This window comes from Rothia nasimurium, assembly GCF_928382285.1.
In the GTDB taxonomy this organism is placed as follows: domain Bacteria; phylum Actinomycetota; class Actinomycetes; order Actinomycetales; family Micrococcaceae; genus Rothia; species Rothia nasimurium_E.
This window is the reverse complement of the sequence record NZ_CAKMSS010000007.1, coordinates 33,792-57,120: the sequence shown is the minus strand read 5'-3', so window position 1 is coordinate 57,120 and position 23,329 is coordinate 33,792. Positions and strand designations below refer to the sequence as shown.

The 23,329-nt window shown below is 60.0% G+C and carries 24 protein-coding genes; 1 reads left to right on the top strand and 23 read right to left on the bottom strand.

Features of this window, described 5'->3' with window-relative positions; all coding sequences use genetic code 11:
• Positions 1–5: 5 nt before the first annotated feature.
• Together disA and L6758_RS08465 are read right to left on the bottom strand one after the other, a co-directional pair.
• Positions 6–1,073 carry a DNA integrity scanning diadenylate cyclase DisA gene (gene disA / locus L6758_RS08470; protein WP_237205613.1) on the bottom strand — a complete coding sequence of 356 codons (1,068 nt, stop codon included), beginning with the start codon at positions 1,071–1,073 and terminating at the stop codon, positions 6–8.
• A 96-nt stretch (positions 1,074–1,169) separates the two neighbouring features.
• Complete coding sequence (locus L6758_RS08465; RefSeq protein WP_237205612.1) at positions 1,170–1,964, bottom strand: hypothetical protein; 795 nt, start codon at positions 1,962–1,964, stop codon at positions 1,170–1,172.
• 86 nt (positions 1,965–2,050) lie between these two features.
• Between L6758_RS08465 and L6758_RS08460 the strand changes: the two genes are divergently transcribed.
• Complete coding sequence (locus L6758_RS08460; protein WP_237205611.1) at positions 2,051–3,016, top strand: A/G-specific adenine glycosylase; 966 nt, start codon at positions 2,051–2,053, stop codon at positions 3,014–3,016.
• Here L6758_RS08460 and L6758_RS08455 read toward each other — a convergent pair.
• From L6758_RS08455 to ftsH, 21 genes are all read right to left on the bottom strand, one after another.
• Entirely contained in the window at positions 3,013–3,312 is a 300-nt protein-coding gene (locus tag L6758_RS08455) for a hypothetical protein (protein ID WP_237205610.1), read from the bottom strand. The genes L6758_RS08460 and L6758_RS08455 overlap by 4 nt on opposite strands.
• Positions 3,306–3,872 (bottom strand): hypothetical protein, encoded by a 567-nt coding sequence (locus tag L6758_RS08450; RefSeq protein ID WP_237205609.1) that lies wholly within the window; start codon positions 3,870–3,872, stop codon positions 3,306–3,308. The genes L6758_RS08455 and L6758_RS08450 overlap by 7 nt, the downstream gene beginning before the upstream one ends.
• 25 nt (positions 3,873–3,897) lie before the next feature.
• Positions 3,898–4,227 (bottom strand): hypothetical protein, encoded by a 330-nt coding sequence (locus L6758_RS08445; protein ID WP_237205608.1) that lies wholly within the window; start codon positions 4,225–4,227, stop codon positions 3,898–3,900.
• On the bottom strand, positions 4,212–4,769 hold the full coding sequence (locus tag L6758_RS08440) for a hypothetical protein (RefSeq protein WP_237205607.1): 558 nt from the start codon (positions 4,767–4,769) through the stop codon (positions 4,212–4,214). The genes L6758_RS08445 and L6758_RS08440 overlap by 16 nt, the downstream gene beginning before the upstream one ends.
• 90 nt (positions 4,770–4,859) lie before the next feature.
• Positions 4,860–5,366, bottom strand: a complete 507-nt coding sequence (locus L6758_RS08435; RefSeq protein ID WP_237205606.1) for an amino-acid N-acetyltransferase — start codon at positions 5,364–5,366, stop codon at positions 4,860–4,862.
• Between the two features lie 397 nt (positions 5,367–5,763).
• A complete protein-coding gene (locus L6758_RS08430; RefSeq protein ID WP_237205605.1) occupies positions 5,764–8,382 on the bottom strand; it encodes an ATP-dependent Clp protease ATP-binding subunit in 2,619 nt (872 codons plus the stop codon).
• 446 nt (positions 8,383–8,828) lie between these two features.
• Entirely contained in the window at positions 8,829–9,182 is a 354-nt protein-coding gene (locus L6758_RS08425; RefSeq protein ID WP_185174003.1) for a histone-like nucleoid-structuring protein Lsr2, read from the bottom strand.
• A 204-nt stretch (positions 9,183–9,386) separates the two neighbouring features.
• A complete protein-coding gene (locus tag L6758_RS08420; RefSeq protein ID WP_237196360.1) occupies positions 9,387–9,584 on the bottom strand; it encodes a hypothetical protein in 198 nt (65 codons plus the stop codon).
• A 196-nt stretch (positions 9,585–9,780) separates the two neighbouring features.
• Positions 9,781–11,238: a lysine--tRNA ligase gene (lysS, locus tag L6758_RS08415; protein ID WP_185174710.1), complete on the bottom strand. Its 1,458-nt coding sequence runs from the start codon at positions 11,236–11,238 to the stop codon at positions 9,781–9,783.
• A 97-nt stretch (positions 11,239–11,335) separates the two neighbouring features.
• Positions 11,336–12,202, bottom strand: a complete 867-nt coding sequence (gene panC, locus L6758_RS08410) for a pantoate--beta-alanine ligase (protein ID WP_423816780.1) — start codon at positions 12,200–12,202, stop codon at positions 11,336–11,338.
• A gap of 90 nt (positions 12,203–12,292) precedes the next feature.
• The gene (locus L6758_RS08405; RefSeq protein WP_237205603.1) at positions 12,293–13,195 is read right to left on the bottom strand and encodes a Rossmann-like and DUF2520 domain-containing protein; all 903 of its coding nucleotides are present in this window, start codon (positions 13,193–13,195) and stop codon (positions 12,293–12,295) included.
• 52 nt (positions 13,196–13,247) lie between these two features.
• Complete coding sequence (locus L6758_RS08400; protein WP_237205602.1) at positions 13,248–14,624, bottom strand: hypothetical protein; 1,377 nt, start codon at positions 14,622–14,624, stop codon at positions 13,248–13,250.
• Positions 14,618–15,322, bottom strand: coding sequence for an ABC transporter ATP-binding protein (locus L6758_RS08395; protein ID WP_237205601.1), 705 nt, complete (start codon positions 15,320–15,322; stop codon positions 14,618–14,620). Before L6758_RS08395 ends, L6758_RS08400 begins: the two co-directional genes overlap by 7 nt.
• Positions 15,322–16,980, bottom strand: coding sequence for a PH domain-containing protein (locus L6758_RS08390; RefSeq protein WP_237205600.1), 1,659 nt, complete (start codon positions 16,978–16,980; stop codon positions 15,322–15,324). The genes L6758_RS08395 and L6758_RS08390 overlap by 1 nt, the downstream gene beginning before the upstream one ends.
• On the bottom strand, positions 16,981–17,538 hold the full coding sequence (locus L6758_RS08385) for a PH domain-containing protein (protein WP_237205599.1): 558 nt from the start codon (positions 17,536–17,538) through the stop codon (positions 16,981–16,983).
• Between the two features lie 277 nt (positions 17,539–17,815).
• Positions 17,816–18,343: a DUF3180 domain-containing protein gene (locus L6758_RS08380; protein ID WP_237205598.1), complete on the bottom strand. Its 528-nt coding sequence runs from the start codon at positions 18,341–18,343 to the stop codon at positions 17,816–17,818.
• Positions 18,340–18,846, bottom strand: coding sequence for a 2-amino-4-hydroxy-6-hydroxymethyldihydropteridine diphosphokinase (gene folK / locus L6758_RS08375; RefSeq protein WP_237205597.1), 507 nt, complete (start codon positions 18,844–18,846; stop codon positions 18,340–18,342). Before folK ends, L6758_RS08380 begins: the two co-directional genes overlap by 4 nt.
• Positions 18,836–19,246 carry a dihydroneopterin aldolase gene (folB, locus tag L6758_RS08370; RefSeq protein WP_237196340.1) on the bottom strand — a complete coding sequence of 137 codons (411 nt, stop codon included), beginning with the start codon at positions 19,244–19,246 and terminating at the stop codon, positions 18,836–18,838. Before folB ends, folK begins: the two co-directional genes overlap by 11 nt.
• A gap of 258 nt (positions 19,247–19,504) precedes the next feature.
• Complete coding sequence (gene folP, locus L6758_RS08365) at positions 19,505–20,404, bottom strand: dihydropteroate synthase (RefSeq protein ID WP_237205596.1); 900 nt, start codon at positions 20,402–20,404, stop codon at positions 19,505–19,507.
• 114 nt (positions 20,405–20,518) lie between these two features.
• Positions 20,519–21,085, bottom strand: coding sequence for a GTP cyclohydrolase I FolE (gene folE / locus L6758_RS08360; protein WP_237205595.1), 567 nt, complete (start codon positions 21,083–21,085; stop codon positions 20,519–20,521).
• Positions 21,085–23,178, bottom strand: a complete 2,094-nt coding sequence (gene ftsH, locus L6758_RS08355) for an ATP-dependent zinc metalloprotease FtsH (protein ID WP_272878406.1) — start codon at positions 23,176–23,178, stop codon at positions 21,085–21,087. Before ftsH ends, folE begins: the two co-directional genes overlap by 1 nt.
• Positions 23,179–23,329: the final 151 nt, after the last annotated feature.

Below are 23,329 nucleotides of genomic sequence, written 5' to 3'. Positions count from 1 at the left end.
AAAGCCTACATAAATCTCTCTAAGAGCGAGCTTTCGGCCATGCGAGAGAGGGATTCTCGAATCACGCGAGCGCGCTGTTCACCGATGCCCTCAACGGCCCGCAGGTCATCGAGGCTGGCAGCCATCAGCGACTGTAGGCCGTCAAAGCGGTCGATCAGGCGGTCAGCGACCGCCCCCGGCATGGACTTGATACCGGCCAGTAGGCGGTGCCCGTGGGGGTGGAGCGGGGCGTCCAGTTCCTCACCCAACCCTGCGGTGCGGGCGATGGTCAGGGGGTCAACGATTTCCTTATCGTCAAGCTGGGCCAGAGCGTCCACAGCAGCCTGGAGGTCTTCGGGGCTGGTGTCTGCGGGCAGGTAATCGCGCAAGACGACCCAGGTGGCGGGCAGGTCGTGGGTGGTCAGTTCTTCAAGCTGCAGAGCAACCAGGCGGCCCACGTTGCCCAGCTCCACCACGTAGTGGCCCGCCTCTACGGTGATTCTGCGAACCATTTCCATGCGCTGTAGGGTGCTGGCTACATCGCGCAGGGTTACGTTGGCTTCGATTTCTAGGGAAGAGAGCTGGTGGAGCACCTGTTCTAGGCGTTCGGTGTAGCTATTGAGGGTACGAATCGCTTGGTTAGCGCGATTCATGAGCGACTGGGTGTCTTCAACCGTGTAACGGATTCCCTCGGTATAGACCGAAATCAGGGACATAGACGCGCTCACCGCGATGACGGGGAAGCCGGTTTGTTTTGCCACACGTTCTGCGGTGCGGTGGCGGGTACCCGACTCATTGGTATCGATGGACGGGTCGGGTAGCAGCTGCACTCCTGCCGCCAGCAGGGTGGAAGCGTCCTTGTCGCAAACAATCGCGCCGTCCATCTTGGCGAGCTCCCGCACGCGGGTGGCAGAGAATTCGGTGTTGATAGCAAACCCGCCCGACGACATCTGCGCTACGGTCTTATCGCTGCCCAGCACGATCAGCGCACCGGTGCGGCCGCGCAAGATTCGTTCCAGGCCCTCGCGGAGTTCGGTACCGGGGGCGATTTGGGCGATTGTTTTCAGCAGAGATTCACTATAAACCGTTAGCACTCCACCAATTTTAGTGCACAGCTTAGCCCGGGAACGGCACCGCCCCGGCATGCGCAGGGCGGGCCGGGGCAGTAGCGGTCTGTGAGGCTAAGGTTCTTAGCCGGTGACGATGATACGGACGGGCTGTGAGGTCACGCCGTTGACGGTTGCGGTTGCCCAGTAGTAGCCGGGCTGGATGGTTGCTGAGGTGTTGCAGCCCAGGACGTTGAGGGAGCGGTTCCAGGTCAGGGCGGTGGTGTTGGTGGCACCTGCGGCAACTTCAGCGTCTTCGACGGGGTTGGCGTAGCACTGGGCGTAGTTGTAGACCTGGGCGGGGCCGGAGGTGATGTTAACGTCTACGTTGTTGGCACCGCCGGTCACGATGCAGGGGTTACCCGAGGTGTTGGTGTAGGTAACGGCCAGGGCAGGGTTCTGGCCCGCTGCGTAGCTGTTGCGGTCGGCAGTCAGGCTTACCTGCAGGTCGGCTGCGGTGCAGGCGGCCGCAACAACCTCGGTGGGTGAGGCGGACTCAGTGGGTTCAGCTGATTCGCTAGGCTCAGCGGACGCGGTGGGCTCGGCTGATTCGGTAGCCTCTGCGCTGGCGGCGGCTGATTCACTTGCGTCGGCTGATACTGATTCGCTGGCGCTTGCGGAGTCGCTGGGCTCAGCGCTTTCTGAGGGGGTCGCTGATTCGGTAGCGCGCTGACTAAAGTCGCTGAAGGCTTCAGCGCTGGTGGAGGTACTTGCGGTGGCGGTTGCGTTGTCGGAGCTGTTACCGCGACCTGCTAACCAGCTGATGAGGCCGATAATGAGGAGCAGGACAAGGACCAGGATGAGGACGGCAACAATGCGGCGGCGGCGGTAGACCTCGGGTGAGACTTCTTCCACCTGTGAATCAACGTTTTCAGACATACATCTAGAGTACCTTTTTCTATGCCACCTGCGGAACTTTTGGGCTGTGTTCGTCCTCCTGGTTACAGGTGTTTTAGAGTGTTGGAGTGTCTTTTACTTTGCCGCTGAGCCAGCTCACTCCCCAGGAACTTGAAAACCTGCACACCGAGATTAACGGGTGGTACCTGGAGCACCGCCGCGATTTGCCCTGGCGTACCGGGAGTAATACGCCCTGGGAGGTGATGGTTAGCGAGTTTATGCTGCAACAGACTCCGGTCAAGCGGGTCTTACCGGTGTGGGAAACCTGGTTGGAGCGCTGGCCTACTCCCGCTGATTTGGCGGCTGAGGATTCCGGTGAAGCTGTGCGTGCCTGGGGACGCCTGGGCTACCCCCGCCGAGCCCTGCGGCTGCATGCTGCGGCCCAGGCTATCGTTCAGAAGCACGGTGGCCAGGTACCCGGCAGCTACGAGGAGCTGCTGGCTTTACCCGGTGTAGGTTCATATACCGCTGCGGCTATATCTGTGTTTGCCTTTGGGGCGCGGGCCACGGTGATTGATACTAATATTCGCCGGGTCCATGCCCGCCTTATCTCGGGCAAGGCGCTGCCGTCTAAGGCACTCACAGCAGCCGAAACCCGTTTAGCTGACGAGCTCATGCCCGCTGACCTGGCGACGTCCTGCCTGTGGAATGTCTCGGTCATGGAGCTGGGAGCGCTCATCTGTACCGCTAAAGCCCCGAGCTGCGAGCGCTGCCCGGTGGTGGATTCCTGTGCCTGGGTTGCGGCAGGATGCCCCGAGGCCGACTATGTGCCTAAGGGCCAGGCTTGGGCCGGTACCGACCGCCAGTTGCGGGGTGCCATGATGGGCGTGCTGCGCGCCGCCCAGGAGCCGGTGCCGGACCAGCTGCTGACCAGTGTGGGGCGGGTAGATATGGTTGTTCCCGAGGGTCTTGTTCCTGCTGTTGCGAAGCTGCGGGCGCTCACTCCCCCGCCGGAGCAGGTTGAGCGCTGTTTCTCGGGGCTCCTGGCGGACGGCCTCGCCCGGCAGGTTGAGGGCGGCAGGGTCAGCCTTTAACCGAAGCTCACGGCCGTTGCGCTACCCCAGAAAATCGCTGCGAAGGGAATAACCACTCCAGCAATGAAGGAGAAGAAGAAGTAGCCTCGCTTGAAGACCCCGTGCTGGCGGGGGTAGCGCACCCCGTTTGCGTATGTGCCTGCGATGAGCAGAATAAGGGACAAGAGTTGAGCAGAGGGAATAAGGAGCACAAAGACCAGCACCGGGTACCAGGGCTGGGCGAAGAAGCCCGGCCGGTAGTTGAGGTAGACCTGACGGCCGGTGGTGTCGTAGTGGGTGTCTGTTCTCTTTAGCATGTCAGCCTCGCTTCTGCGGTACCCTCGCTGTCAATGAAGAAGTTCACGCAACGGGTGTAGCCATAGCTGTTGAGGCTGGTGCGGTTGAACTCCCGTACCACCGATACCCGGGCTGTCGAACCCTTTTCTTCCCATACCTCAGGCTCCCTGTCGTAGACCGAGTTATCGCCAAGCAGGGAAAAGCTAGATGAGGTGTAGGTGAGGTTGCTCAGATAGGTGATGGCAGAGCCGTCGGTACACCAGCCCAGTGAGAAAACCGTGGTGGTCAGGTCAGAACCCAGCAGGTTTTCTTCTGTCACCGGGGTACTCGCCTGCCAGCACTGATGGTCTGCATAAAGGGCCGCTTCTTTTTCGGTGATCTTATCGCGGGTTGATCCCGTCACCAGGTTGCTAACGCTCCAGGAGTTCACCGATACAAGTAGCGCACCGTCATTATTCCGCATGTGGTCCCAGTTCTTCATTTGCTGGCTAGAAACAAGCCAGCCCAGCAAGAGGGGCAGAATAACCAGCACAGCGGTACATACCCGCCCTAGCACGATGGTGTGATGCCTCGTTTTCACGGTTCTCCTCGCTTTCTCGATGGGGCTAGGGACGCCCGTCCGTCACACTCACCCCGGTTGCCAGGGTAAGCACCAGGTGTACCACGGGCAGGAGGGCCACAAGCACTACCGAAAGATAGAAGTAGACCGGGTAGAAGACCTCATAGACCCTGGGGTAGCGCACCCCGTGGGCATAAACACCAGCGGCTAGCACCAGCCACAGGGCTAGGGGCTGGTTCACCAGCAAAAGCAGAATCAGAGCAAGCGGATAAACCCAGGTCGCAAAGAGGCCGGGTACTGTCTGCAAAAAGACCGGGCGACCGTTCTCAGCCAGAACCGTACCGGGTACCTGATCAAGGTCTAGTTGGGAACGCACGAGAGCTCTCCTTCCGCTGTACCCTCAGCGTCGAGGGTAAAGGCCACACACCGTTCAAAACCGTAGCTCGGCAGGCCACTACTGTTATTCACCATGCGGCCAATAACCGTGCGGTATGACTCAAGGGAATCCAGCTCATAGGCCAGTGAATAGTCGGGGTTAGCAGGCGGGTCTGAGCGCATGTTAGGGCCCTCGTAGTCAACCGTGGTGGCGTCCTGCTGGTAGACGATGCCGCCGTCCTTCGCGCACCAGATAACGGAGAACTTATGGGCCAGAAGCTCCTTGCCCAGAATATTCGTTTCGGCCACGCGGGTGAAAGCCTGCCAGCACTGGGCGTCGGAATAGCCGGGTACTGCTGCCTTACGGGTCACCGTAATGTGTTCAATAGGCTCACTGCTCGGTGAGCGCCCTAAAGTTGAAGTTCCCGCCAGGAAAAACGAGGCAGCAACGGCGAGCAAAAGGCTCAAGCCGAGTGCGGCGCCGGCAACGATGCCGGGTCGCTTTTTCTGACGGTATGTTCCTTGCAAATCCTGATGATTCATGGTTCACACCTTTCAGAAGTTGTGAACTAGATTACCTTAAAAGCCGGGCATATTCCAGACCTGCAGAAGGAAAACCTCCAGCCCAGCCCCCTAGATTTCCAGAATCATCCGGGTATTTCCCAGCGTATTGGGCTTCACCCGGGCAAGGTCAAGAAACTCAGCCACACCCTCATCGTGCGACCGCAGCAGCTCCATAAAAGTCTCAGGGTCAATCTGATCCTGGTTCTCCATCACCCTAAACCCCTGGCGCTTGAAGAAATCCACCTCAAAGGTCAGGCAAAAAACACTGGCTACGCCCAGCCGCCGGGCCCGCTCCACCAGAGCGGCCACCAGGGCGTGCCCCACTCCCCGACCGCGCGCAGCAGGAGCTGCCGCCAGCGTCCTAATTTCAGCGATATTCTGCCACATCACGTGCAGGGCCCCGCAGCCGAGAACCTGCCCGGCGGCGTCCTCAACAATGAGGAACTCCTGGATAGCCTCGTAGTAGGCCACCGCCTCTTTATCAAGCAGGATTCCTTCAAGGGCCAGGGGGCGCACCAGGCTCTGAATAGCGGGCACATCGTGCACGGTAGCGGGGCGGACGGTCACATCAGTCATTCCTCAAGGCTACTGCCCGGCCTACTCTGGGCCAAAGCCGCATGAGACACAGAGGCCCTTAAGCAATAAATCAGCCCCCGACCGCTAAGCGGTGCGAGAGCTGATTTACATCATTACACACACATACACACAAGAGTCTTCTTGTCCTAAAGTAGCCCCACACACCGGGGCTTTGAGTCTTCAGGGGCTCTGTCGAACCGTATGACTCAAGTATGGCAAGCCAGCCTTGAGCGCAAGCCTTAAAGAGCTGGGCACAAGCTGAAAACTTGGTCAAGCTTTGGTTACATTTATCAAGAGCCATCACAGAAGCATCACGAACCTACCAGCGCAACACAAAGCCGCCTGCGGCGTCCTTGGTATCAGGACGCCACAGGCGGCTTAAGGTTATAAACGCGGCTTAGCGTTCGTCGGCCTCGCGGGCCTCTTCAGCCTCGAAACGCTGCTCGGCAGTCTCGTTAGCTACCTCAGCTTCGGGGATTGCGGGCAGCTCCTTCTCATCCTCACCAAAGGCCTTATCAAAAGCCTCGGCGTCCAACTCACCCAGGGGAGCTGACGAGAAGGTGAACTTAGCCAGGTCACCCTCACCCTCAACGTCCACGGTGATCTTCTCACCGGACTTGATCTCGCCGAAGAGGATCTTCTCAGAGAGCGGGTCTTCCAGGTTGCGCTGCATCTCGCGGCGCAGCGGGCGGGCACCCATGGAGGGGTCGTAGCCCTTAGCTGCCATGAGAGCCTTAGCCTTATCGGTCAGCTCGATTGACATATCCTGCTCAGCCAGGCGCTTGGCCAGGCGGGCAACGAAGAGGTCAACAATCTGCAGAATCTCAGACTCGGAGAGCTGGGGGAAGACGATGATGTCGTCCACGCGGTTGAGGAACTCAGGGCGGAAGTGCTCCTTGAGGGATTCCATCACGCGGCCCTGCATGCGCTCGTAGGAGCCCTGGTCGTCGCCGACCTGCTGGAAGCCCACGGGTACACGGCGGGCCATTTCGCGGGAGCCCAGGTTGGTGGTCATGATGATGACGGTGTTCTTGAAGTCCACCACGCGACCCTGGGAGTCGGTCAGACGGCCGTCTTCCAGAATCTGCAGCAGGGAGTTGAACAGGTCAGCGTGAGCCTTTTCAACCTCGTCAAAGAGCACAACGGAGAAGGGCTTGCGGCGGACCTTCTCGGTCAGCTGGCCGCCCTCCTCGTAGCCAACGTAGCCGGGAGGGGCACCGAAGAGGCGGGACACGGTGTGCTTCTCCTGGTACTCCGACATATCCAGGGTGATGAGGGCGTCCTCGTCACCAAAGAGGAACTCAGCCAGGGCCTTAGCCAGCTCGGTCTTACCGACACCGGTGGGGCCGGCGAAGATGAAGGAGCCACCAGGGCGCTTGGGGTCCTTGAGGCCCGCACGGGTACGGCGGATTGAACGGGAGAGAGCCTTGATAGCGTTCTCCTGGCCAATGACGCGCTTATGCAGCTCATCTTCCATCTTGAGCAGACGGCCGGACTCTTCCTCGGTAATCTTGTAGACCGGAACACCGGTGGAGAAGGCAAGGACGTCGGCGATAACCTCGGGGGTCACCTCGCCGAAGGCGTCACCAGCGTTGCGCCACTGCTGCTCAGCCTCTTCCTTCTCAGCAACCAGCTTCTGCTCCTTATCGCGCAGGTCAGCTGCCTTCTCGAACTCGTTAGCCGCAATGGCCTCTTCCTTCTCGCCCTTGAGCTTGGCAATGCGCTCTTCAAGCACCTTGATTTCGGGCGGAGCGGTCATGCGCTTGATACGCAGGCGGGCACCGGCCTCGTCAATCAGGTCAACAGCCTTATCGGGCAGGAAGCGGTCAGAGATGTAGCGGTGGGCCAGGTTAACGGCGGTCTCCAGAGCCTCATCTGAGATGGTCACGCGGTGGTGAGCTTCGTACTTATCGCGCAGACCCTTGAGAATCTCAACAGCCAGCTCGGGGCTGGGCTCATCGACCTGGATGGGCTGGAAACGGCGCTCCAGGGCGGGGTCCTTCTCGATGTGCTTACGGTACTCATCGAGGGTGGTTGCACCGATAGTCTGCAGCTCGCCACGGGCCAGCATGGGCTTCAGAATTGAGGCAGCGTCAATCGCGCCCTCAGCGGCACCTGCACCGACCAGGGTGTGAATCTCATCGATGAAGAGAATGATGTCGCCGCGGTTGCGGATCTCCTTCAGCACCTTCTTCATGCGCTCTTCGAAGTCACCGCGGTAGCGGGAACCCGCCACCATAGAACCCAGATCCAGGGTGTAAAGGTGCTTGTCCTTCAAGGTTTCAGGTACATCACCGTGCACAATCGCCTGAGCCAGGCCCTCAGCAACGGCGGTCTTACCCACACCGGGCTCACCAATCAGCACGGGGTTGTTCTTAGTACGGCGAGAGAGCACCTGCATAACGCGCTCCATCTCCTTATGGCGACCAATCACAGGGTCAAGCTTGCCCTCGCGCGCCGCAGCCGTGAGGTTGCGTCCGAACTGGTCAAGAATGGCAGACCCAGCCGGGGTGCCCTCGCGGGAGTTACCCGCACCCACACCGGCGGTCTCCTTACCACCCTCACCGTTGTTGTTACCTGGGTAGCCAGAAATCAGGTCCATCACGGTCTGACGAACCTTAGCGGGCTCAGCACCCAGCTTGGTCAGAATCTGGTTACCCACACCCTCATTAGCGCGCACCATACCCAGCAGGATGTGCTCAGTACCAATGTAGCCGTGGTTCAGCTGGATAGCCTCGCGCATCGACAGCTCAAGAACCTTCTTAGCGCGCGGGGTAAAGGGAATATGACCGCTGGACGCCTGCGGGCCAGAACCGATGATGTCCTGCACCTGGTCACGCACGGCAGTGAGATTAATACCGAGCGACTCAAGAGCGCGAGCCGCAATACCCTCACCCTCGTGAATCAGACCGAGCAGAATGTGTTCGGTACCGATGTAGTTGTGGTTCAGCATGCGTGCTTCTTCTTGGGCAAGCACGATGACGCGACGGGCGCGGTCGGTAAACCGTTCAAACATTGAACACTCCTTGGAAACTTACTATTACCCAAAAGATTACGCGCGTTTTCACCCCCGCGGGGCGCTGTTCGCCACGGAATGAATGGGGCTTATTTATCAGGGTTCCGCATGCTCACGCTGGATGAAGCCCAGCAGATTCCGAGCGCGCGAGGAAATTAATCTGCGGGCGGAATAGGCGTAAGCCTGACCCTCACGCCCCGCCTGACGGCGGATTCCGTTCGCTCTTGTGTGCTCGCGCGCTCGCACTCGCTCACTTCATCGAGCCAGCAGCTTCGCTGTGAGCATGCTTCACCCGCACTTATTGAATAAGCTTCATTTACTCGATAAGACCTGCCGAAACATCACCCAATTTTTCTTCTACACGCATGTTTTATAGGCCGCTTATAAATAATTGAGGCGGAACCCGCTCAGCGGGTTCCGCCTCATAGAGACAAGAAGAAGATTATTTACTTGCTTTCTTTGCCCATAGCCTTGTAGTAGGCGTCCTGAATGTTCTGGTGAATACGGCCACGGCTAGAAACCTCGTAGCCGTTTTCCTGGGCCCACTTACGAATTTCAGCGATTTCGGGGTTGCGCTTAGCGGTGGTGCGTGAACCTGCGGGACGGCCGGGGGTGCGCTGGGCACCCTGAACGCGGCGGGCCTTAGCAGCGAAAGGACGGATGGCGTCACGCAGACGGGCAGCATTAGCGCTAGAAAGATCGATTTCGAACTGGCCGCCGTCGAGACCGAAACGTACGGTTTCTTCTGCGGGGCCGCCGTCGAGATCGTCTTCAAGAATAATCTTGACCTTCTGAGCCATTATTTTCTCCTTGGATGAATCTGTTGAGGGAATATGAACTCAATCGCGTTTTGGGTAGGGAAGCACATATAAGAGGATATTCCGCCTCTACCCTTTTCTGTGGGGCACGCAATCGAGTTAGTCACCCTTGATGACTAAAATAAATAGTACATATTCTTTTCTCAAAAAGGAAATAAAGTCACGCTTCAGAGAACAAAAAGACTTTTATTTAGTTTCTGATGTTCCAAAAGGATCCCGTGTTCCTTCTGCGTTTTTTACAGAGCGGTACCAGGCTTCGGCGTCCTTTTCGATATCCCGGCGGGCAGCACGCTCGGTGCGGTCAGCACGATTCATCCAGCGCAAAATAAAATAAAGCACCAGGCCCGCGCCTATGGAGGGAACCAGGCCAATCAGGAATTCCATCTCTTCTCTACCTTTCTCGGGTTTACAAGACTTGTCGAAACAATGGCTGTAGCAGGCTCGCAGCGAGCGCGAGCCTGCGAAGCCCTTTGAACACATCAGATACACTTCCTCCAATCTACCCCAGGTAACTGGCAAACAGGACATGAAAAAGCCCGCCCGGCAGGCTGCCAGGCGGGCACAAGAGCGTTAGGACGTTTTACTCAGCTTCGGGCTTCATCAGCGGGAAGAGAATGGTCTCGCGGATACCTACGCCGGTGAAGAGCATAATCAGGCGGTCGATGCCCAAGCCCAGGCCGCCCATGGGGGGCGCACCGTATTCCAGGGCTCGCAGGAAGTCGTCGTCGAGCTGCATGGCTTCGTCATCGCCACCGGCAGCCAGCTTGGACTGCTCTGTGAGGCGCTCCCGCTGAATCACGGGGTCGATGAGCTCGGAGAAGGCGGTGCCTCGCTCCATACCGCCGATAATCAGGTCCCAGGCCTCAATCAGGTTGGCCTCGGAGCGGTGCTGACGGGCCAACGGCTGGGCTGAGGGCGGGTAGTCGTAGACGAAGGTGGGGTTAATCAGGGTGGGCTCCACGATTTCGCCGAAGAGCTCAACGACTAGCTTCTCGGCGTCCCACTTGGGGTCAACGGGGACCTCGTGCTTCTCGGCGATAGCGCGCAGTTCTTCTGCGGTGGTGGCGGGGGTAATCTCAACGCCCACGGCCTCGGACAGGCCGGGGTAGACGCCCAGCCACTTCCATTCGCCGGTCAGATCGATGGTGCCGGCTTCGGTTTCGATCTGGTGTACGCCCACAGCGTCGGCGCAGGCCATGATGATTTCCTGCATGCGCTTGGCCATGACGAACTGGTCGGCGTAGGCCTCGTAGCATTCCAGGGTGGTGAATTCGGGGCTGTGGGTGGAGTCTACGCCCTCGTTGCGGAAGACACGGCCGATTTCGTAGACGCGTTCCAGGCCGCCTACCTCAGCGCGCTTGAGGAAGAGCTCGGTGGCGATGCGCAGGGTCATGGGCTGGTCAAAAGCGTTCAGGTGGGTTTCGAAGGGGCGGGCTGCCGCACCACCGTGAATGAGCTGCAGGATGGGGGTTTCTAGCTCGATGTAGCCGTGGTCGTTCAGCACGTTACGCACGGTCTGGGTGATCTTGGCGCGCTTGATGACCAGGTCGCGGGCTTCGTCGCGCACCATCAGGTCGAGGTAGCGCTGGCGGACGCGGGTCTCTTCGTTTAGGTCGGAGTGCAGGTTGGGCATGGGGCGCAGGGCCTTGGATGCCATCTGCCATTCGTCCGCCATGATGGAGAGCTCGCCGCGGCGGGATGAGATGACCTCGCCCTTGACGAAGACGTGGTCACCCAGGTCAACCAGGGCCTTCCAGTCAGCCAGGGATTCTTCGCCCACGCTGGCCAGGGAGATCATGGCCTGGATGCGGGTGCCGTTGCCCTGCTGCAGGGAGGCGAAGCAGAGCTTACCGGTGTTGCGGACGAAGACGACGCGTCCGGCCACACCAACGATGTCGCCGGTGGTCTGGTCTGCTTCGAGCTTGCCGTCGTACTTCTCACGGATTTCGGTGATGGTGTGGGTGACGGGGACGCCCACGGGGTAGGCTTCACGGCCAGATTCGAGCAGCTTGGCGCGCTTTTCGAGGCGAATCTGCATCTGCTCTGAGACGCCGTGGTCGAAGGCGGTGGTTTCGGCGGGGGTGTTGCCCTGTTCAGTCAATGATGTACCTGTTCTTAGGTTGGGTATAGAGGTCTTAGTTGATTTCCATGTTATCGATGAGGCGGGTGGAGCCCACGTAGGCTGCCACGAGCGCTAGCACACGTGCCTGTTCGCTCTGGGGGGCCTCAAAGGTGTCGGTGTCGACGACTTCGAGGTAGTCCAGGTGCACTCCGTCGGTGCTGTCGATGGCGGTACGGGCCTGGGCGACGTCCTCTGTGCTCAAGCTGCCGGTAATGTACTTTTCGCGCAGGGTTGCCAGGGTGCGGGAAAGCACCAGGGCCGCTTCGCGTTCTTCAGCGTTCAGGTACTGGTTGCGCGAGGAGAGGGCAAGGCCGTCGTCCGCACGTACCACGGGCACAGGCTTGATGGTGACATCGTGGTTGAAGTCCTTGACCATGCGCTGAATGAGGGCCAGCTGCTGGGCGTCCTTCTGCCCGAAGTAGGCGTTGAGGTTAGCCTCCCCGACCAGGGGCTTGAGGATATTGAAGAACTTATTGACTACGGTCAGCACCCCGTCGAAGTGGCCCGGGCGGGTCTTGCCCTCAAAGAGGGTACCCAGTTTGCCGGAGACCACGGTGATTTTGGGGTCGCCACCGGGGTACATGTCTTCAACGGTGGGGGCGAAAATGACGTCGACACCAGCTTCAGCTGCCAGGGCGGCATCGGCTTCGAGGGTGCGAGGGTAGCGGTCGTAGTCTTCGTTGGGCCCGAACTGGAGGGGGTTCACAAAGATAGAGAGCACCACAACATCGTTCTGTTCGCGGGCACGGCGAATCAGGGTGGCGTGCCCATCGTGCAGGGCACCCATGGTGGCTACATAGCCTACGGTGAGGGGCTTCTCTGCGGCGAGGGTTTCACCGGTGTCTCGGCGGCGACTGGCGGTGGTGAGGGCCAGCAGCATTTCGTTGCCAAGATCGGTGATGGTGTGTGCGATGGGGGTTTGACTCGTCACGGTGGTGAGGGGTCCTTTCGTGTTTTGCGCCCTCCTAGTTTACCCGGCGAGCGCTTTAAGCACAGCCTGGTAGCTCTCATCGGTGAGGGCGCCGCGGCTGTGGGCACGTTCGGCGGTGGCGCGGGCCAGGGCCAGGTAGGCGGCGGGGACGTCGTCGGCGTTTTCTTCGAGTGCGTAGCTGGCTAGGGTTTGGGCGTGGGCCGCAACGGTGTGGGCGTCTCCGCGGGCGACGGGGCCGGTAAGGGCGCTATCGCCGTTGGCGAGGGCGTTGTCGAGGGATGCTCTGAGCAGGGGCTCTATGTAGCGGGCTGGGTTTTCGATGCCGATGGAGGCCAGGATTTGGAGGGCCTGGCCGATGATGGTAACCAGGTGGTTGGAGCCGTGGGCAAGGGCAGCGTGGTAGAGGGGGCGGTCGCCTTCGGCTATCAGGACGGGCTCTCCCCCCATCTCAACGACCAGGGCCTGAGCGATGGGGGTGAAGGGGGCTGGGCCGGTGACGCCGAAGCTGGTGTTGGCCAGGCGGGGCAGGTCGAGGGAGAGGCCGGTGAAGGTCATGGCCGGGTGGATGGCTAGGCCGATAGCTCCCTGAGCGGTGGCGGGGGCAAGGACGGAGGTGCCGTGCCGCCCTGAGGTGTGGATGAGGATTTGCCCGGGGCGCCAGCCATCGGTTTCGGCTATACCTTTAACTAGATCAGGCAGAGCATCATCGGGTACGGCCAGGAGCACCACTTCACTGGTGGTAATGATCTCTGGGATGGTGGAGACGGGGACGCCGGGGAGCAGAGCCTCAGCCCGGGTACGGGAGGCTTCTGAGACGGCATGGACGCCGGTAATCAGGTGCCCAGCGGCACGGAGGGCTGCGCCGAGCACGGCCCCCACCTTGCCTGCTGAGATTACGCCGATGCCCAGGCGGGCGGGCTTAAGATGGTTGCTGGTTTGCACGGGGCACCTTTCTGTCTGCGTCCTGCCTGCTTAGTTTACCGGGGGCAGTCTCTTACCGGGTACGGCCTTTACTGTAGTGCTGCCCAAGACGCCACAGGCAGAAGGCTAGGGGAATAAGTAGCCCTTGAATAGTGCCACTAAAAACGGCCAGCGCAACCACCCCAATCTGAAAAGCAACGGTACTCGCAGCTACCAGAGGCTGAACCGGAACCACTAATCCCGACGGCAGGGCAACGACAAGGCTGTAGTCGTATTCCTGTAGAGGGTCAGTCTCTCCTAGCGCCACGGCAATCCCGAAAAAGAGAGCAGCACCCGTAATAATGCCCGGAAGCTGAAAGATGATGGTCATTGCCACGGCATAGATTACCGTAGCAACACCAGCGCCCACGATAAACCCCAACAAGGTTGAAAAATAAGGAGCTGTAAGCCACTGCCGAAGAGGCAGCTGGGCTGACCATTCCCGCGGTAGCCAGCGGTAGAAGAAGGCAATCAACCAGACACCTACAATCGTTACGATACCGATGCCAGACGCTCCGAAACCGACCCCCACAAAGATTCCCAGAGGGATACTCAGTAGGGTAATGAGAACGAGCGGGGCCAGGCTATCAGCTAAAGCAGCCAGCGATAGAAGGTAAGGACGAGAGTTCACAAGCTTTCTGCGGAAGGTACCGCCCTGCCCACCATAGTAGCGGTAACCCTGTGCTCCGCTGAGATTACGGACGGCGTATAGAAGCAGCGTGCTTCTCCCAAACCCCTGAGTAGCAGCAACCCGTTCCAGAGGACTATTCTGAGCTGAAATAACGAACACAAGAGCTACAAGTATTCCGAGGGACAGAACAAGCACTCCAAGACAGTAGATTAAAGCAACGTTTGCGCTTATGACTGAATCGGTGGTCGTAGCGATGAGCAATAGAAGACCCGTAACCGCTGCCAGACCTGCCCAGGCCAAAAGAAACTTTAGCCGTCCCAGTAGCTGCGCCGCAGCCATACCGTGCAGCATAAGCACCCCAAACGCGACAGCGCCCAGTGCCGTTCCCACCAACCAAGTCACCGAGAGCGGCGCAAAAATAGTCGCTAGCATTACGGAGAGCAGGACCCACGTGCCTAAAGCAACCCATATAGCCCGAAAATGCCAGGGATTACGGCTGGGATATGAAAGTCCAGAGTAACGCCAAAAGAGGTCAGCCGGCGAGTAAGCCAGCGGTCCCAACTGATAAAAGAGCCAGACTAGCCCAGCTCCAGCAATCAGCAGACCGCCCATAAAGAAACCGGGCGCTTGGAAATCTTCTAATGTGAAATATAGGTAGGATCCTCGAACCTGACGCAGGGAGACGCTGAATGACCCTGCAAGAGCAAGCCAGAAAACCAGGTAGAAAAATACCTTATAGACCGCACCGAGCCGATACCCTAACGTCCTGAGCGCTACCATGCGTTCTCGGCCGCCAGACCCAGCCCATCAGTCTCCAACGGAAACACCAAATTTTTAGTTCCTGGCAACGCGTTAAGCTCCGGGTCATGTGTGGCTATACAAACTGCTGCCCCAGCAGAGACTGTAGACTCCGCCCACTGAGCAATCCACTGCACTCCAGCAGTATCAAGACGCTTTTCTGGCTCGTCCAAAAAGTAGTAACGGGCAGGACGGAGCAACAAGGACGCAAGGCGGGAGCGTTGCTCCTGGCCAGAGCTCAGGGTGTGTGGTTCTCTGTCATAAGCCTGGGGTACTCCAAGTTCTTCTAGCGCCTGACGCACGCTCATACGCTGAGAAGAAGCCATTCCCAGCTTTTGAGCGATTTTAGGGCCTTCATCGGCCAGTATTTCAAGATGCTGCCCTACGGTTAGGCCGGGAAGCCACCCCAGCGCGTCGTTGAGCCCAAAAACCTGTAAACGGAAGGCCTCAGACGCAGAGGTCACCGGTGCCCCATCGATGAGCACTTGCCCTTCGGTTAAATCTTGGTGCAGAAGAAGACAGCTCATGAGGGTCGACTTACCGGAACCGTTAGGGCCAGTCAAAGTGTAATACACTCCTGGCTCCAGCGTGACAGAAGCACCAGAGAAAATAACATTCTCGTCAAAGGCTTTGGCCCCCTGATTTAGTTGAAGTGCAGGAACCTTTGTAGGTAAACCCATCAGTTTCCTATCTCAGTATCGGGCAGAGGTAGGAGCTCGTAGGGCGGGAGCTGCGAAGAGGTACCGGAGCCTTTCCCCTTGTCCGCAGACGTCGGCACTGATGCAGGCGCAACTCCCATCTGGGCCAGGCGGATAGCCAGGGCGCGGGCGACCTCGGCGTCCGCGTTATGCACCGCGGTGGGCAGGGTTCCCCCGGCAACCCGCAGCGACAGGTGAGCCAGCCCAGCCCGCTTCTGTAGGGGCCCCTGGCTCAGCTCAAGGCTCTGCACCTTGCGGTGCGGAACAAAGGAGAGGCGGCGCACCCAACGACCTGACCTCACCAGCAGGAGCAGGGGTGTTACCGCGAAGCCGTTGCGGCGGTAGGTCAGGGGGTCAAACCAGCGGGCGGACGCCGGGGAGACCGTAAAGTCCTGTTCTGCGCCGCCACCTGCCAAACCGGCTATGAGCTGGGCAGGCGAAACACCGCCGTCCTGCTGGGCCGGCACCACCAGGGGGAGCACCCGCATCACGTCATCAAGGGTGCCTACCGGGAGCAGCTCACCGGCAAACTCACCCTGTCCCTCGCCCTTACCGAGCAGGGTCACCTTGACCCGGTACCAGCCGGTTATACGCCAGAGCAAGGGTTGCTCTACCGAAATACGCTGGACGCGCCCCTCGGGCAAGGTCTGGGTGGTGGTGTCGGTAAAACCGAAGCGGGTTTTCAGGCCGTCCGGGCTGGTGGAAAGCGAAAAGTTGAAGCCGGTGTTAAAGCGCTTCCAGGCGCTCGAAACGATAGTCAGGATAACCGCCACGTTCGAAGCGAAAATAGCGCCCAGGGACATCTCTGCCCAGAACATCAGCCCGCCCATGCCCAAGAGGAAAAGCAGGCCCACGACCCAGCCCAGGCTCAGCACCATCGACCCCAACAGCCGCGCAACCGGCACCTTGACGATAAGCTGCTCACCGGCGTCCTTAACCCCCAGAAAATTCTCGGTGAGATGGTCGCTCAGGCGGTCTGCCATGTCGCGGTGGGCGGGCTGGTCGGCAGGAGCGGACGCCGGCGCCGGGGAGTCTGCCGCATCGGCTTTGAGGGTGCGCACCCGGGCTAGAAGCTGCTCGCGCAGGGCACGGGCATCGGCGTACTTGAGGAACTGCACCCGCAGGGCAGAAGAATCTCCGTCTGCCACGTCGAATTTAAGCTCTGCCAGGCCCAGCAGGCGGGCCATCAGGGGGCGGTTGACGTCGATAGACTGCACGCGGTCTAACCGGGCCTTGCGCTCGGTTTTGAAGAGCATGCCGCTCTTGATGTAGACATTGTGGTCATCGACCGCAAACCGGTAAAAGAACCAGGTTGAGAGGAAGGGCAGCAGCAAGAGCAGGAAGAAGACGGCCAGCACTCCCAGGAACCAGAAGCCCCCGAAGATGCTCGTCCAGGAGAGAAAGACGGTATCTGGCGGGCCGCTCTGCCCGAGTTCGCGCAGGTCAAGGGGTTCTTCGCCGGTGAAGAGGTCGTCGACCAGGTTGTTAGCGATGGTGTAGACGAACACGACGATAATCAGCCAGGCCCTCACCAGGGGTGAGAGCGGGTGAGCCCGCCGCCAGGTAAGGGCGGCTTCTTCGCGGGCGGTGATATCGGTGGAAACCGCCGGTGATTCTGAGGTGGGTACCTGTTCGCTCATTTAGAGGCCCGCCATTCTGGCGTCCGACAGGTCGGTAAGAACCTCGCGCAGCTGGTCAGCCTCGCTCTTGGCCAGGCCCGGAATAGTGATGCTGTTGGCCGCGGTTTTTACCTCAACGCTGGCCAGTGAGAGCGCATTTTCGAGCGGCCCAGAGGACACATCGACGTACTGGATACGCCCGTAAGGCACAGCGGTGAGCGAACGGAAGAGCAGGCCGGATCGCTTGAGCAGGTGGTCAGCGCGTTCACTGTAGCCAATAGCCTGCACCCGGCGCTTGACCAGTATTAGCACCCACAGTCGCCAGATGAGCACCAAGGCAGGTAGGCCCCAGTAGGCCCAGGGTGCCCAGTTCCAGCTCTCCACCACAAGCGTCATGATAAGCGGTAGGGACGCCAGCCCCAGCAGAATAAGAGACCAGATGAGAGAGGTGATGAGCTTAACCCGAACGTACTTGGGCGAAACCCGCTTCCAACTGACCTCGGGTAGATCTATGGTCTGCTTGCCCAGGCCATCAAGGTCGAGCGGGGGCAGGGTAGGTGTAAATTGCGGCTCGTTCATGGTGCTCTCTCGTTACGTATAAGGCTTATTCATAAAGTAGGTAGGCAGGCTCACAGCGAAGCTGCTGGCTCGATAGAGTGAGCGGGTGCGTCAGCACACAAGAGCGAACGGAATCCGCCGCAAGGCGGGGCGTGAATCACCTTGTGAGCGCTAGCGAACCAGCGAGAGGGTCGGCAGCGAGCGTGAGCCTGGCATACCTTATAAAAACCCTCTATATGCTTCAAATGTGGTCTACACCATTATGGCACGGAGGGAAAGCCTGCCTAAACCTTACCGGCTAGGAAGAAGAGTCCGGCTTATTGCGAGCCAGGGGACCGGTCTGTGGGCTGACCTCGCCAACCCCACCACCGGCGTCCTGATCTCCCGGAGGAATCTTGCACCAGTTCTCGGCGACGATACCGGCAACCAGCATCACCAGTCCACCGACTAAAGCGACAGAGCTTTCCACCAGCGGTTGCGCCAAAGCGCGGGAGGTCAGCAGGCCCAGCTGGTAGACGAGGATAGCCACCTGCCAGCCGCCGACCAGGGCGCCAGTGAGGGCCAGGGCCTGGGCGAAGACAGCAACCCGGGCGGCCATGAGGGGGTTCATGGAACCGGCGTTCTTACGGGTCTCCACCCGGCTATACCGGTAGACCTGCCGGGCGAAGTAGAGGGCCAGACCTGCCAGGATGAGGGCAGCGAGCAGAGTGAGGGCAGGCAGGGATAGCTCGGGGCCGCCTGACTGAACACTCAGAAGGTTAAGAACCGCCCCGCTTGCAACGCCTACACCCGCTAAGAGGGCGAGGGCCCGGCTTCGCAGTTTCACGCGCAGACCACCGGGGCGGGGTGGAACTCGCGGATGCCACCGGCGTCCGCTGCGTCGTCTGCCAGCTGACGCACTGATGAACCCAAAAGGAGGGCAGCGGGGTCCATACGAGCCCAGGGTTCCAGAACAAAGGCCCGTTCAGCAGCCCGCGGGTGGGGCAGGGTGAGGTCGGGGTCGTCCATCTCCAGGGAGGCGATGTCGATAATGTCGATATCCAGGGTACGCGGGCCCCAGCGGACGTCGCGGGTGCGGTGGTGCTTCTGCTCAATCTGCTGGGTGTATTCCAGCAGCATGAAGGGCCGCAGGCTGGTCTCAATCTCAACCACCATGTTGGCGTAGTCGGGCTGGCCGGCAGGGCCGCCCACGGGAGCTGTGATAGCGATGGGGGAAATCTTGGTCACCGCGATTTTCTCGTGGGAGCAGATATCGCCAATTGCCTTAATCAGGGTGTCTTCGCTATTGCCCAGGTTAGAGCCCAGGGCAAGAATGGCTTTAACCGGCATGCTTCTCCCTAAAAATCGTCACCGACACATCGGCGAAGGTCACCTCGATAGGGGCCTTGGGCTTATGTACGGTCAGCTCAACCGCCAGCAGGGGGAACTTCTCAAGCACAGCGGTAGCGATACGCTCAGCCAGGGTTTCAATGAGGTCCAGGGATTCACCAGTGACGATTTCGCGGATGACCTCAGCTACTTCGGCGTAGTTGACGGTGTGCGCCACATCGTCGGTGGCAGCGGCCCGGGTAAAGTCGGTGAACATGGTGATATCGACGAAGAAGGGCTGGCCGGTCTGCTTTTCAGAGTCGAGCACCCCGTGGTAGCCCACGCTACCCACACCTGTGAGCGTTATGCGGTCAGCGCGCGAGTAGTCTCGCGTATCTGCCGATGAGCTGTGATCGTGCATGGTCACCTTTCACCGAGTCTGGTCACCGGTGGCAGTTCAGAGTTGAAGCGCCGGTGCTTTGTAGCCATTATCCACGCAGCGGGGGCAACCGTTAGTGACCGTTATGTGTGCCCTTCGACATGCCTAAAGATAGTCTCACCCGGGTATTTGCTGGGAAGGATAGTACTTAAGCGGGTCTAAAGCACCACCTCTAAAGCGCTTAAAGTCACAAAGACATTTTCATTTATGACGCTTCTGTTTCATGGCTACCTGCGCCACCTAGTTTGAGAGAGCGGACGCTCGCCGCCAGGCTGCGCGCACGGCCAGGGCATCGGCGGTCGCCTGCACATTATGGACGCGCACGGCCCAGGCTCCCGCCTCAGCTGCCATCACCGAAAGGGCTGCGCTGGCAACATCCCGTTCAGTAGCCGGGCGCTCAGTAACCTGCTCTGCCGGCAGACCGGAGGCTGCGGCGTCCTGCTCCTGCAAAAGCCGGGCGATAAAGCGCTTGCGGGAACCAGCCACCAGCACCCGGTGCCCCTCAGCTGTCAGGGCCTGCAGACCCGCTAAAATCTGCCAGTTTTGCTCCCCCTGCTTAGCAAAGCCGGGGCCGGGGTCAAGAATAATCTGCTCGGGTGCCACTCCCCCGGCAAGCAGTCGCTCGCGCAGGGTAAAGAGCTCGCTAAAGACCTCACCGGCAACATCGGTGTAGACGGCCTGGGAGTCCATGGTGATGGAGGTACCGCGCGAGTGCATGAGAATGTAGGGCACGCCCAGCTCAGCGACAGTCTCAATCATGTCTTCGCGCAGGCTCATGCCAGCAACGTCGTTGATGATGTGGGCGCCAGCTGCGACGGCGGCGCGGGCGGTTTCGGGGTTGAGGGTATCAACCGACATGACGATGTTCTCAGCAGCTAAAGCTTCAATAACAGGCAGGACGCGGCGCTGCTCCTCAGCCAGGTCAACACGGGTGGCACCGGGGCGGGTTGATTCGCCCCCCACATCAATAATGTCTGCCCCCTGGGCAACCAGGGTCTTGGCGTGCGCAACTGCCGTGGCGGCGTCCGCGTGCAAGCCACCATCTGAGAAGGAATCGGGGGTGACGTTGAGAATCCCCATGATCAGGGTGCGGTCGGTGGGCAGGTTGGCGAAGGAACCGTGGGCGTGAGGAAGGGTCATGCACCCAGGCTAGCACTCGCTTACCTGCTCGCCTGAGCTAAGGGGACCGCAAAACCAAAAAAGGACCGCATATTATGCGGTCCTTTTTTAGAAATCAGGTCCCCTTGGGAGAAATCAGGAGGCGTTGATCAGGCTCATCGCCTCGGCACGGGTAGCGGGATCGCGCAGGGCCCCGCGGACGGCACTCGTCACCGTCTTGGTTCCCGGCTTCCGCACCCCGCGCATGGACATGCACATATGTTCAGCCTGCATCACCACAATCGCACCGGTGGGCTGCAAATGCTCTTCGAGAGCCTCAATCACCTGGGTAGTCAGACGCTCCTGTACCTGGGGGCGCTTAGCGTAGACATCCACCAGGCGGGCCAGCTTCGACAGACCCGTTACCTTGCCGTCGCCACCGGGGATATAACCGATGTGGGCGTGCCCGAAGAAGGGCACCAGGTGGTGCTCGCAGGTCGAGTAGAAGGGAATGTCCTTGACCAAAACCAGCTCGGAGTGGTCAATGTCGAAAGTGGTACCCAGAATATCGCCGGCGCTCTGGTGCAGACCGGCAAACATCTCATCGTAGGCACGGGCTACGCGGGCCGGGGTATCGAGTAGGCCGTCACGATCGGGGTCCTCGCCGATAGCCAGCAGAATCTCGCGAATAGCGGCCTCGATACGGGGCTGGTCAACTGCCATTATCGGGGCCCTCCCAGGGGGTCAACATCGGGGTTACCCGCGGGGCCTGCGGCACCGGGGTGGGGGTTACCGGGATCCATGGGGTCAACGGTGGGCTGCTGAACGATCGGCTCTTCAGCGGCAGGAGCCTCATCGGCTTCTGCCTTAGCGACCTTGACCGGGGGCAGAGCAGAGGGCTCACGGTTGGACTTGGAGTACCAGTGGTCGCGTTCGGGGCGCTTGCGCACGCCTGCGAAGATTTCCGCCAGGTCGTTCTCGAGCAGGGTTTCCTTCTCGAGCAGGGCCAAGGAAAGGGCATCGAGTACATCGCGGTTATCGCGCAGAATCTCGTAGGCCTCATCGTGGGCCTGCTCCAGCAGGGCGGCGACTTCCTGGTCCACCAGGTAGGCCATCTCGTCAGAGAAGTTGTTGCCGCCGCCAGCACCACCGCCCAGGAAGGGGTCGGATTCCTTGGCAGCTAGACGTACTGAGCCGACCTTGGCGCTCATGCCGTATTCGGTGACCATCTTGCGGGCAGTGTCGGTTGCCTTCTGAATGTCGTTGGATGCGCCGGTTGAGGGATCGTGGAAGATCAGCTCTTCGGCTGCGCGGCCGCCCATGGCGTAGGCCATCTGGTCCAGCAGTTCGTGGCGGGTGGTGGAGTACTTGTCGTCCTGAGGCATGACCATGGTGTAGCCCAGGGCGCGGCCGCGCGGCAGAATCGTAATCTTGGTGACGGGTGCTGAGTTGCGCAGGGCAGCTGCGACCAGGGCGTGACCGCCTTCGTGGTAGGCGGTGACGGTGCGCTCGTGCTCGCTCATGATGCGGGAGGAACGCTGGGGGCCTGCCATGACGCGGTCGATTGCCTCGTCGATAGCGCGTTCATCAATCACGTTGCCGCCGTCGCGGGCGGTGAGCAGGGCAGCTTCGTTCATGACGTTGGCGAGGTCAGCACCGGTAAAGCCGGGGGTGCGCTTGGCGACGGAGGCCAGGTCAACACGGCGGTCAATGGGCTTGCCGGCTGCGTGCACTTCGAGGATGCGCTGGCGGCCCTTGAGGTCGGGGGCGTCAACGCCGACCTGGCGATCGAAGCGGCCCGGACGCAGCAGGGCGGGGTCGAGCACGTCGGGGCGGTTGGTTGCCGCGATGACGATGATGTTGGAGGTGCCGTCGAAGCCGTCCATCTCAACCAGCAGCTGGTTGAGGGTCTGCTCGCGTTCGTCATTACCGCCGCCCATGCCGACGCCACGCTGACGACCTACGGCGTCAATTTCGTCGACGAAGATGATAGCGGCCTTGTTGGACTTAGCCTCCTTGAAGAGGTCGCGCACGCGGGAGGCGCCCACACCCACAAACATTTCAACGAAGTCAGAACCGGAGATGGAGTAGAAGGGGACGCCGGCTTCACCGGCTACGGCCTTAGCGAGCAGGGTCTTACCGGTGCCGGGAGGGCCGTAGAGCAGTACGCCCTTGGGGATCTTGGCGCCCAGGCGGGTGAACTTTTCGGGTTCGGCGAGGAATTCGCGGACCTCTTCGAGTTCTGCTAGGGCTTCGTCAACACCGGCAACGTCGGCAAAGCGCACGGTGGGGTTGTCTTTGTTGAACTTCTTAGCGCGGGACTTGGAGAAGTTCATAATCTGGTTGCTGCCGCCACCCATGCGTGACATCAGGAACCAGAAGAGGGCCACCAGGATCACGAAAGGCAGGATGAAGGACAGCATGGAGGTGAACCAGTTGGTCTGCACCGGCTGATCGGTGTAGGACTCAAGGTTGGCGTTGTCCATGGCCGCGACAACGTCGGTAGCGCGGGGCTGTACGTAGTAGAAGCTCACGTTCTTGCCCTGGTTCTCACCGGCGGCGTTCACGTAGTCTTCCTTGAGTTCCAGGTCTACGCGCTGGTCGCCGTCGAAGATTTTGGCGCTGACGACTTTCTCGTCATTCAGCAGGCTGATACCCACGTTGGTATCAACGCGGGTTGAGGCTGCTAGGGAGTTTGCGAAGATCATGGGCACGGCAATGAGAACTGCCAGCAGTACCCAGAACCAGGGCCCTGAGATGAGCTTGCTGAAGAACCCCTTTTTCTTGGGGTCAGAGGTGTTATCCGTATTCTGCACAGCCGCGCCTTCCACAAAAATAACGGGGCGGGGCGCCGTGTGCGCCCCGCACAAAGGTAGCCCCAGCACCCGGCAGTGGGTGCAGGTGGGCCTAGACCTATCTAATGTACCTAAAGTTGCTGGGTACTTGCTTGATGCCTCAAGGTTTTCA

Bases quoted from the DNA above. Each gene is read 5' to 3' on its own strand.
- folB (WP_237196340.1), bottom strand. From the start codon at position 19,246: ATGCACGATCACAGCTCATCGGCAGATACGCGAGACTACTCGCGCGCT.
- panC (WP_423816780.1), bottom strand. From the start codon at position 12,202: ATGCTGCTGGCCCTCACCACCGCCAGTCGCCGCCGAGACACCGGTGAA.
- L6758_RS08435 (WP_237205606.1), bottom strand. From the start codon at position 5,366: ATGACTGATGTGACCGTCCGCCCCGCTACCGTGCACGATGTGCCCGCT.
- lysS (WP_185174710.1), bottom strand. From the start codon at position 11,238: ATGCAGATTCGCCTCGAAAAGCGCGCCAAGCTGCTCGAATCTGGCCGT.
- L6758_RS08395 (WP_237205601.1), bottom strand. From the start codon at position 15,322: ATGGGTTTACCTACAAAGGTTCCTGCACTTCAACTAAATCAGGGGGCC.
- L6758_RS08420 (WP_237196360.1), bottom strand. From the start codon at position 9,584: ATGGAATTCCTGATTGGCCTGGTTCCCTCCATAGGCGCGGGCCTGGTG.
- L6758_RS08425 (WP_185174003.1), bottom strand. From the start codon at position 9,182: ATGGCTCAGAAGGTCAAGATTATTCTTGAAGACGATCTCGACGGCGGC.
- folK (WP_237205597.1), bottom strand. From the start codon at position 18,846: ATGCCGGTTAAAGCCATTCTTGCCCTGGGCTCTAACCTGGGCAATAGC.
- L6758_RS08465 (WP_237205612.1), bottom strand. From the start codon at position 1,964: ATGTCTGAAAACGTTGATTCACAGGTGGAAGAAGTCTCACCCGAGGTC.
- folE (WP_237205595.1), bottom strand. From the start codon at position 21,085: ATGGCAGTTGACCAGCCCCGTATCGAGGCCGCTATTCGCGAGATTCTG.
- folP (WP_237205596.1), bottom strand. From the start codon at position 20,404: ATGACCCTTCCTCACGCCCACGGTTCCTTCGCCAACCTGCCCACCGAC.
- L6758_RS08385 (WP_237205599.1), bottom strand. From the start codon at position 17,538: ATGAACGAGCCGCAATTTACACCTACCCTGCCCCCGCTCGACCTTGAT.
- L6758_RS08390 (WP_237205600.1), bottom strand. From the start codon at position 16,980: ATGAGCGAACAGGTACCCACCTCAGAATCACCGGCGGTTTCCACCGAT.
- L6758_RS08400 (WP_237205602.1), bottom strand. From the start codon at position 14,624: ATGGTAGCGCTCAGGACGTTAGGGTATCGGCTCGGTGCGGTCTATAAG.
- L6758_RS08440 (WP_237205607.1), bottom strand. From the start codon at position 4,769: ATGAATCATCAGGATTTGCAAGGAACATACCGTCAGAAAAAGCGACCC.
- L6758_RS08430 (WP_237205605.1), bottom strand. From the start codon at position 8,382: ATGTTTGAACGGTTTACCGACCGCGCCCGTCGCGTCATCGTGCTTGCC.
- L6758_RS08455 (WP_237205610.1), bottom strand. From the start codon at position 3,312: ATGCTAAAGAGAACAGACACCCACTACGACACCACCGGCCGTCAGGTC.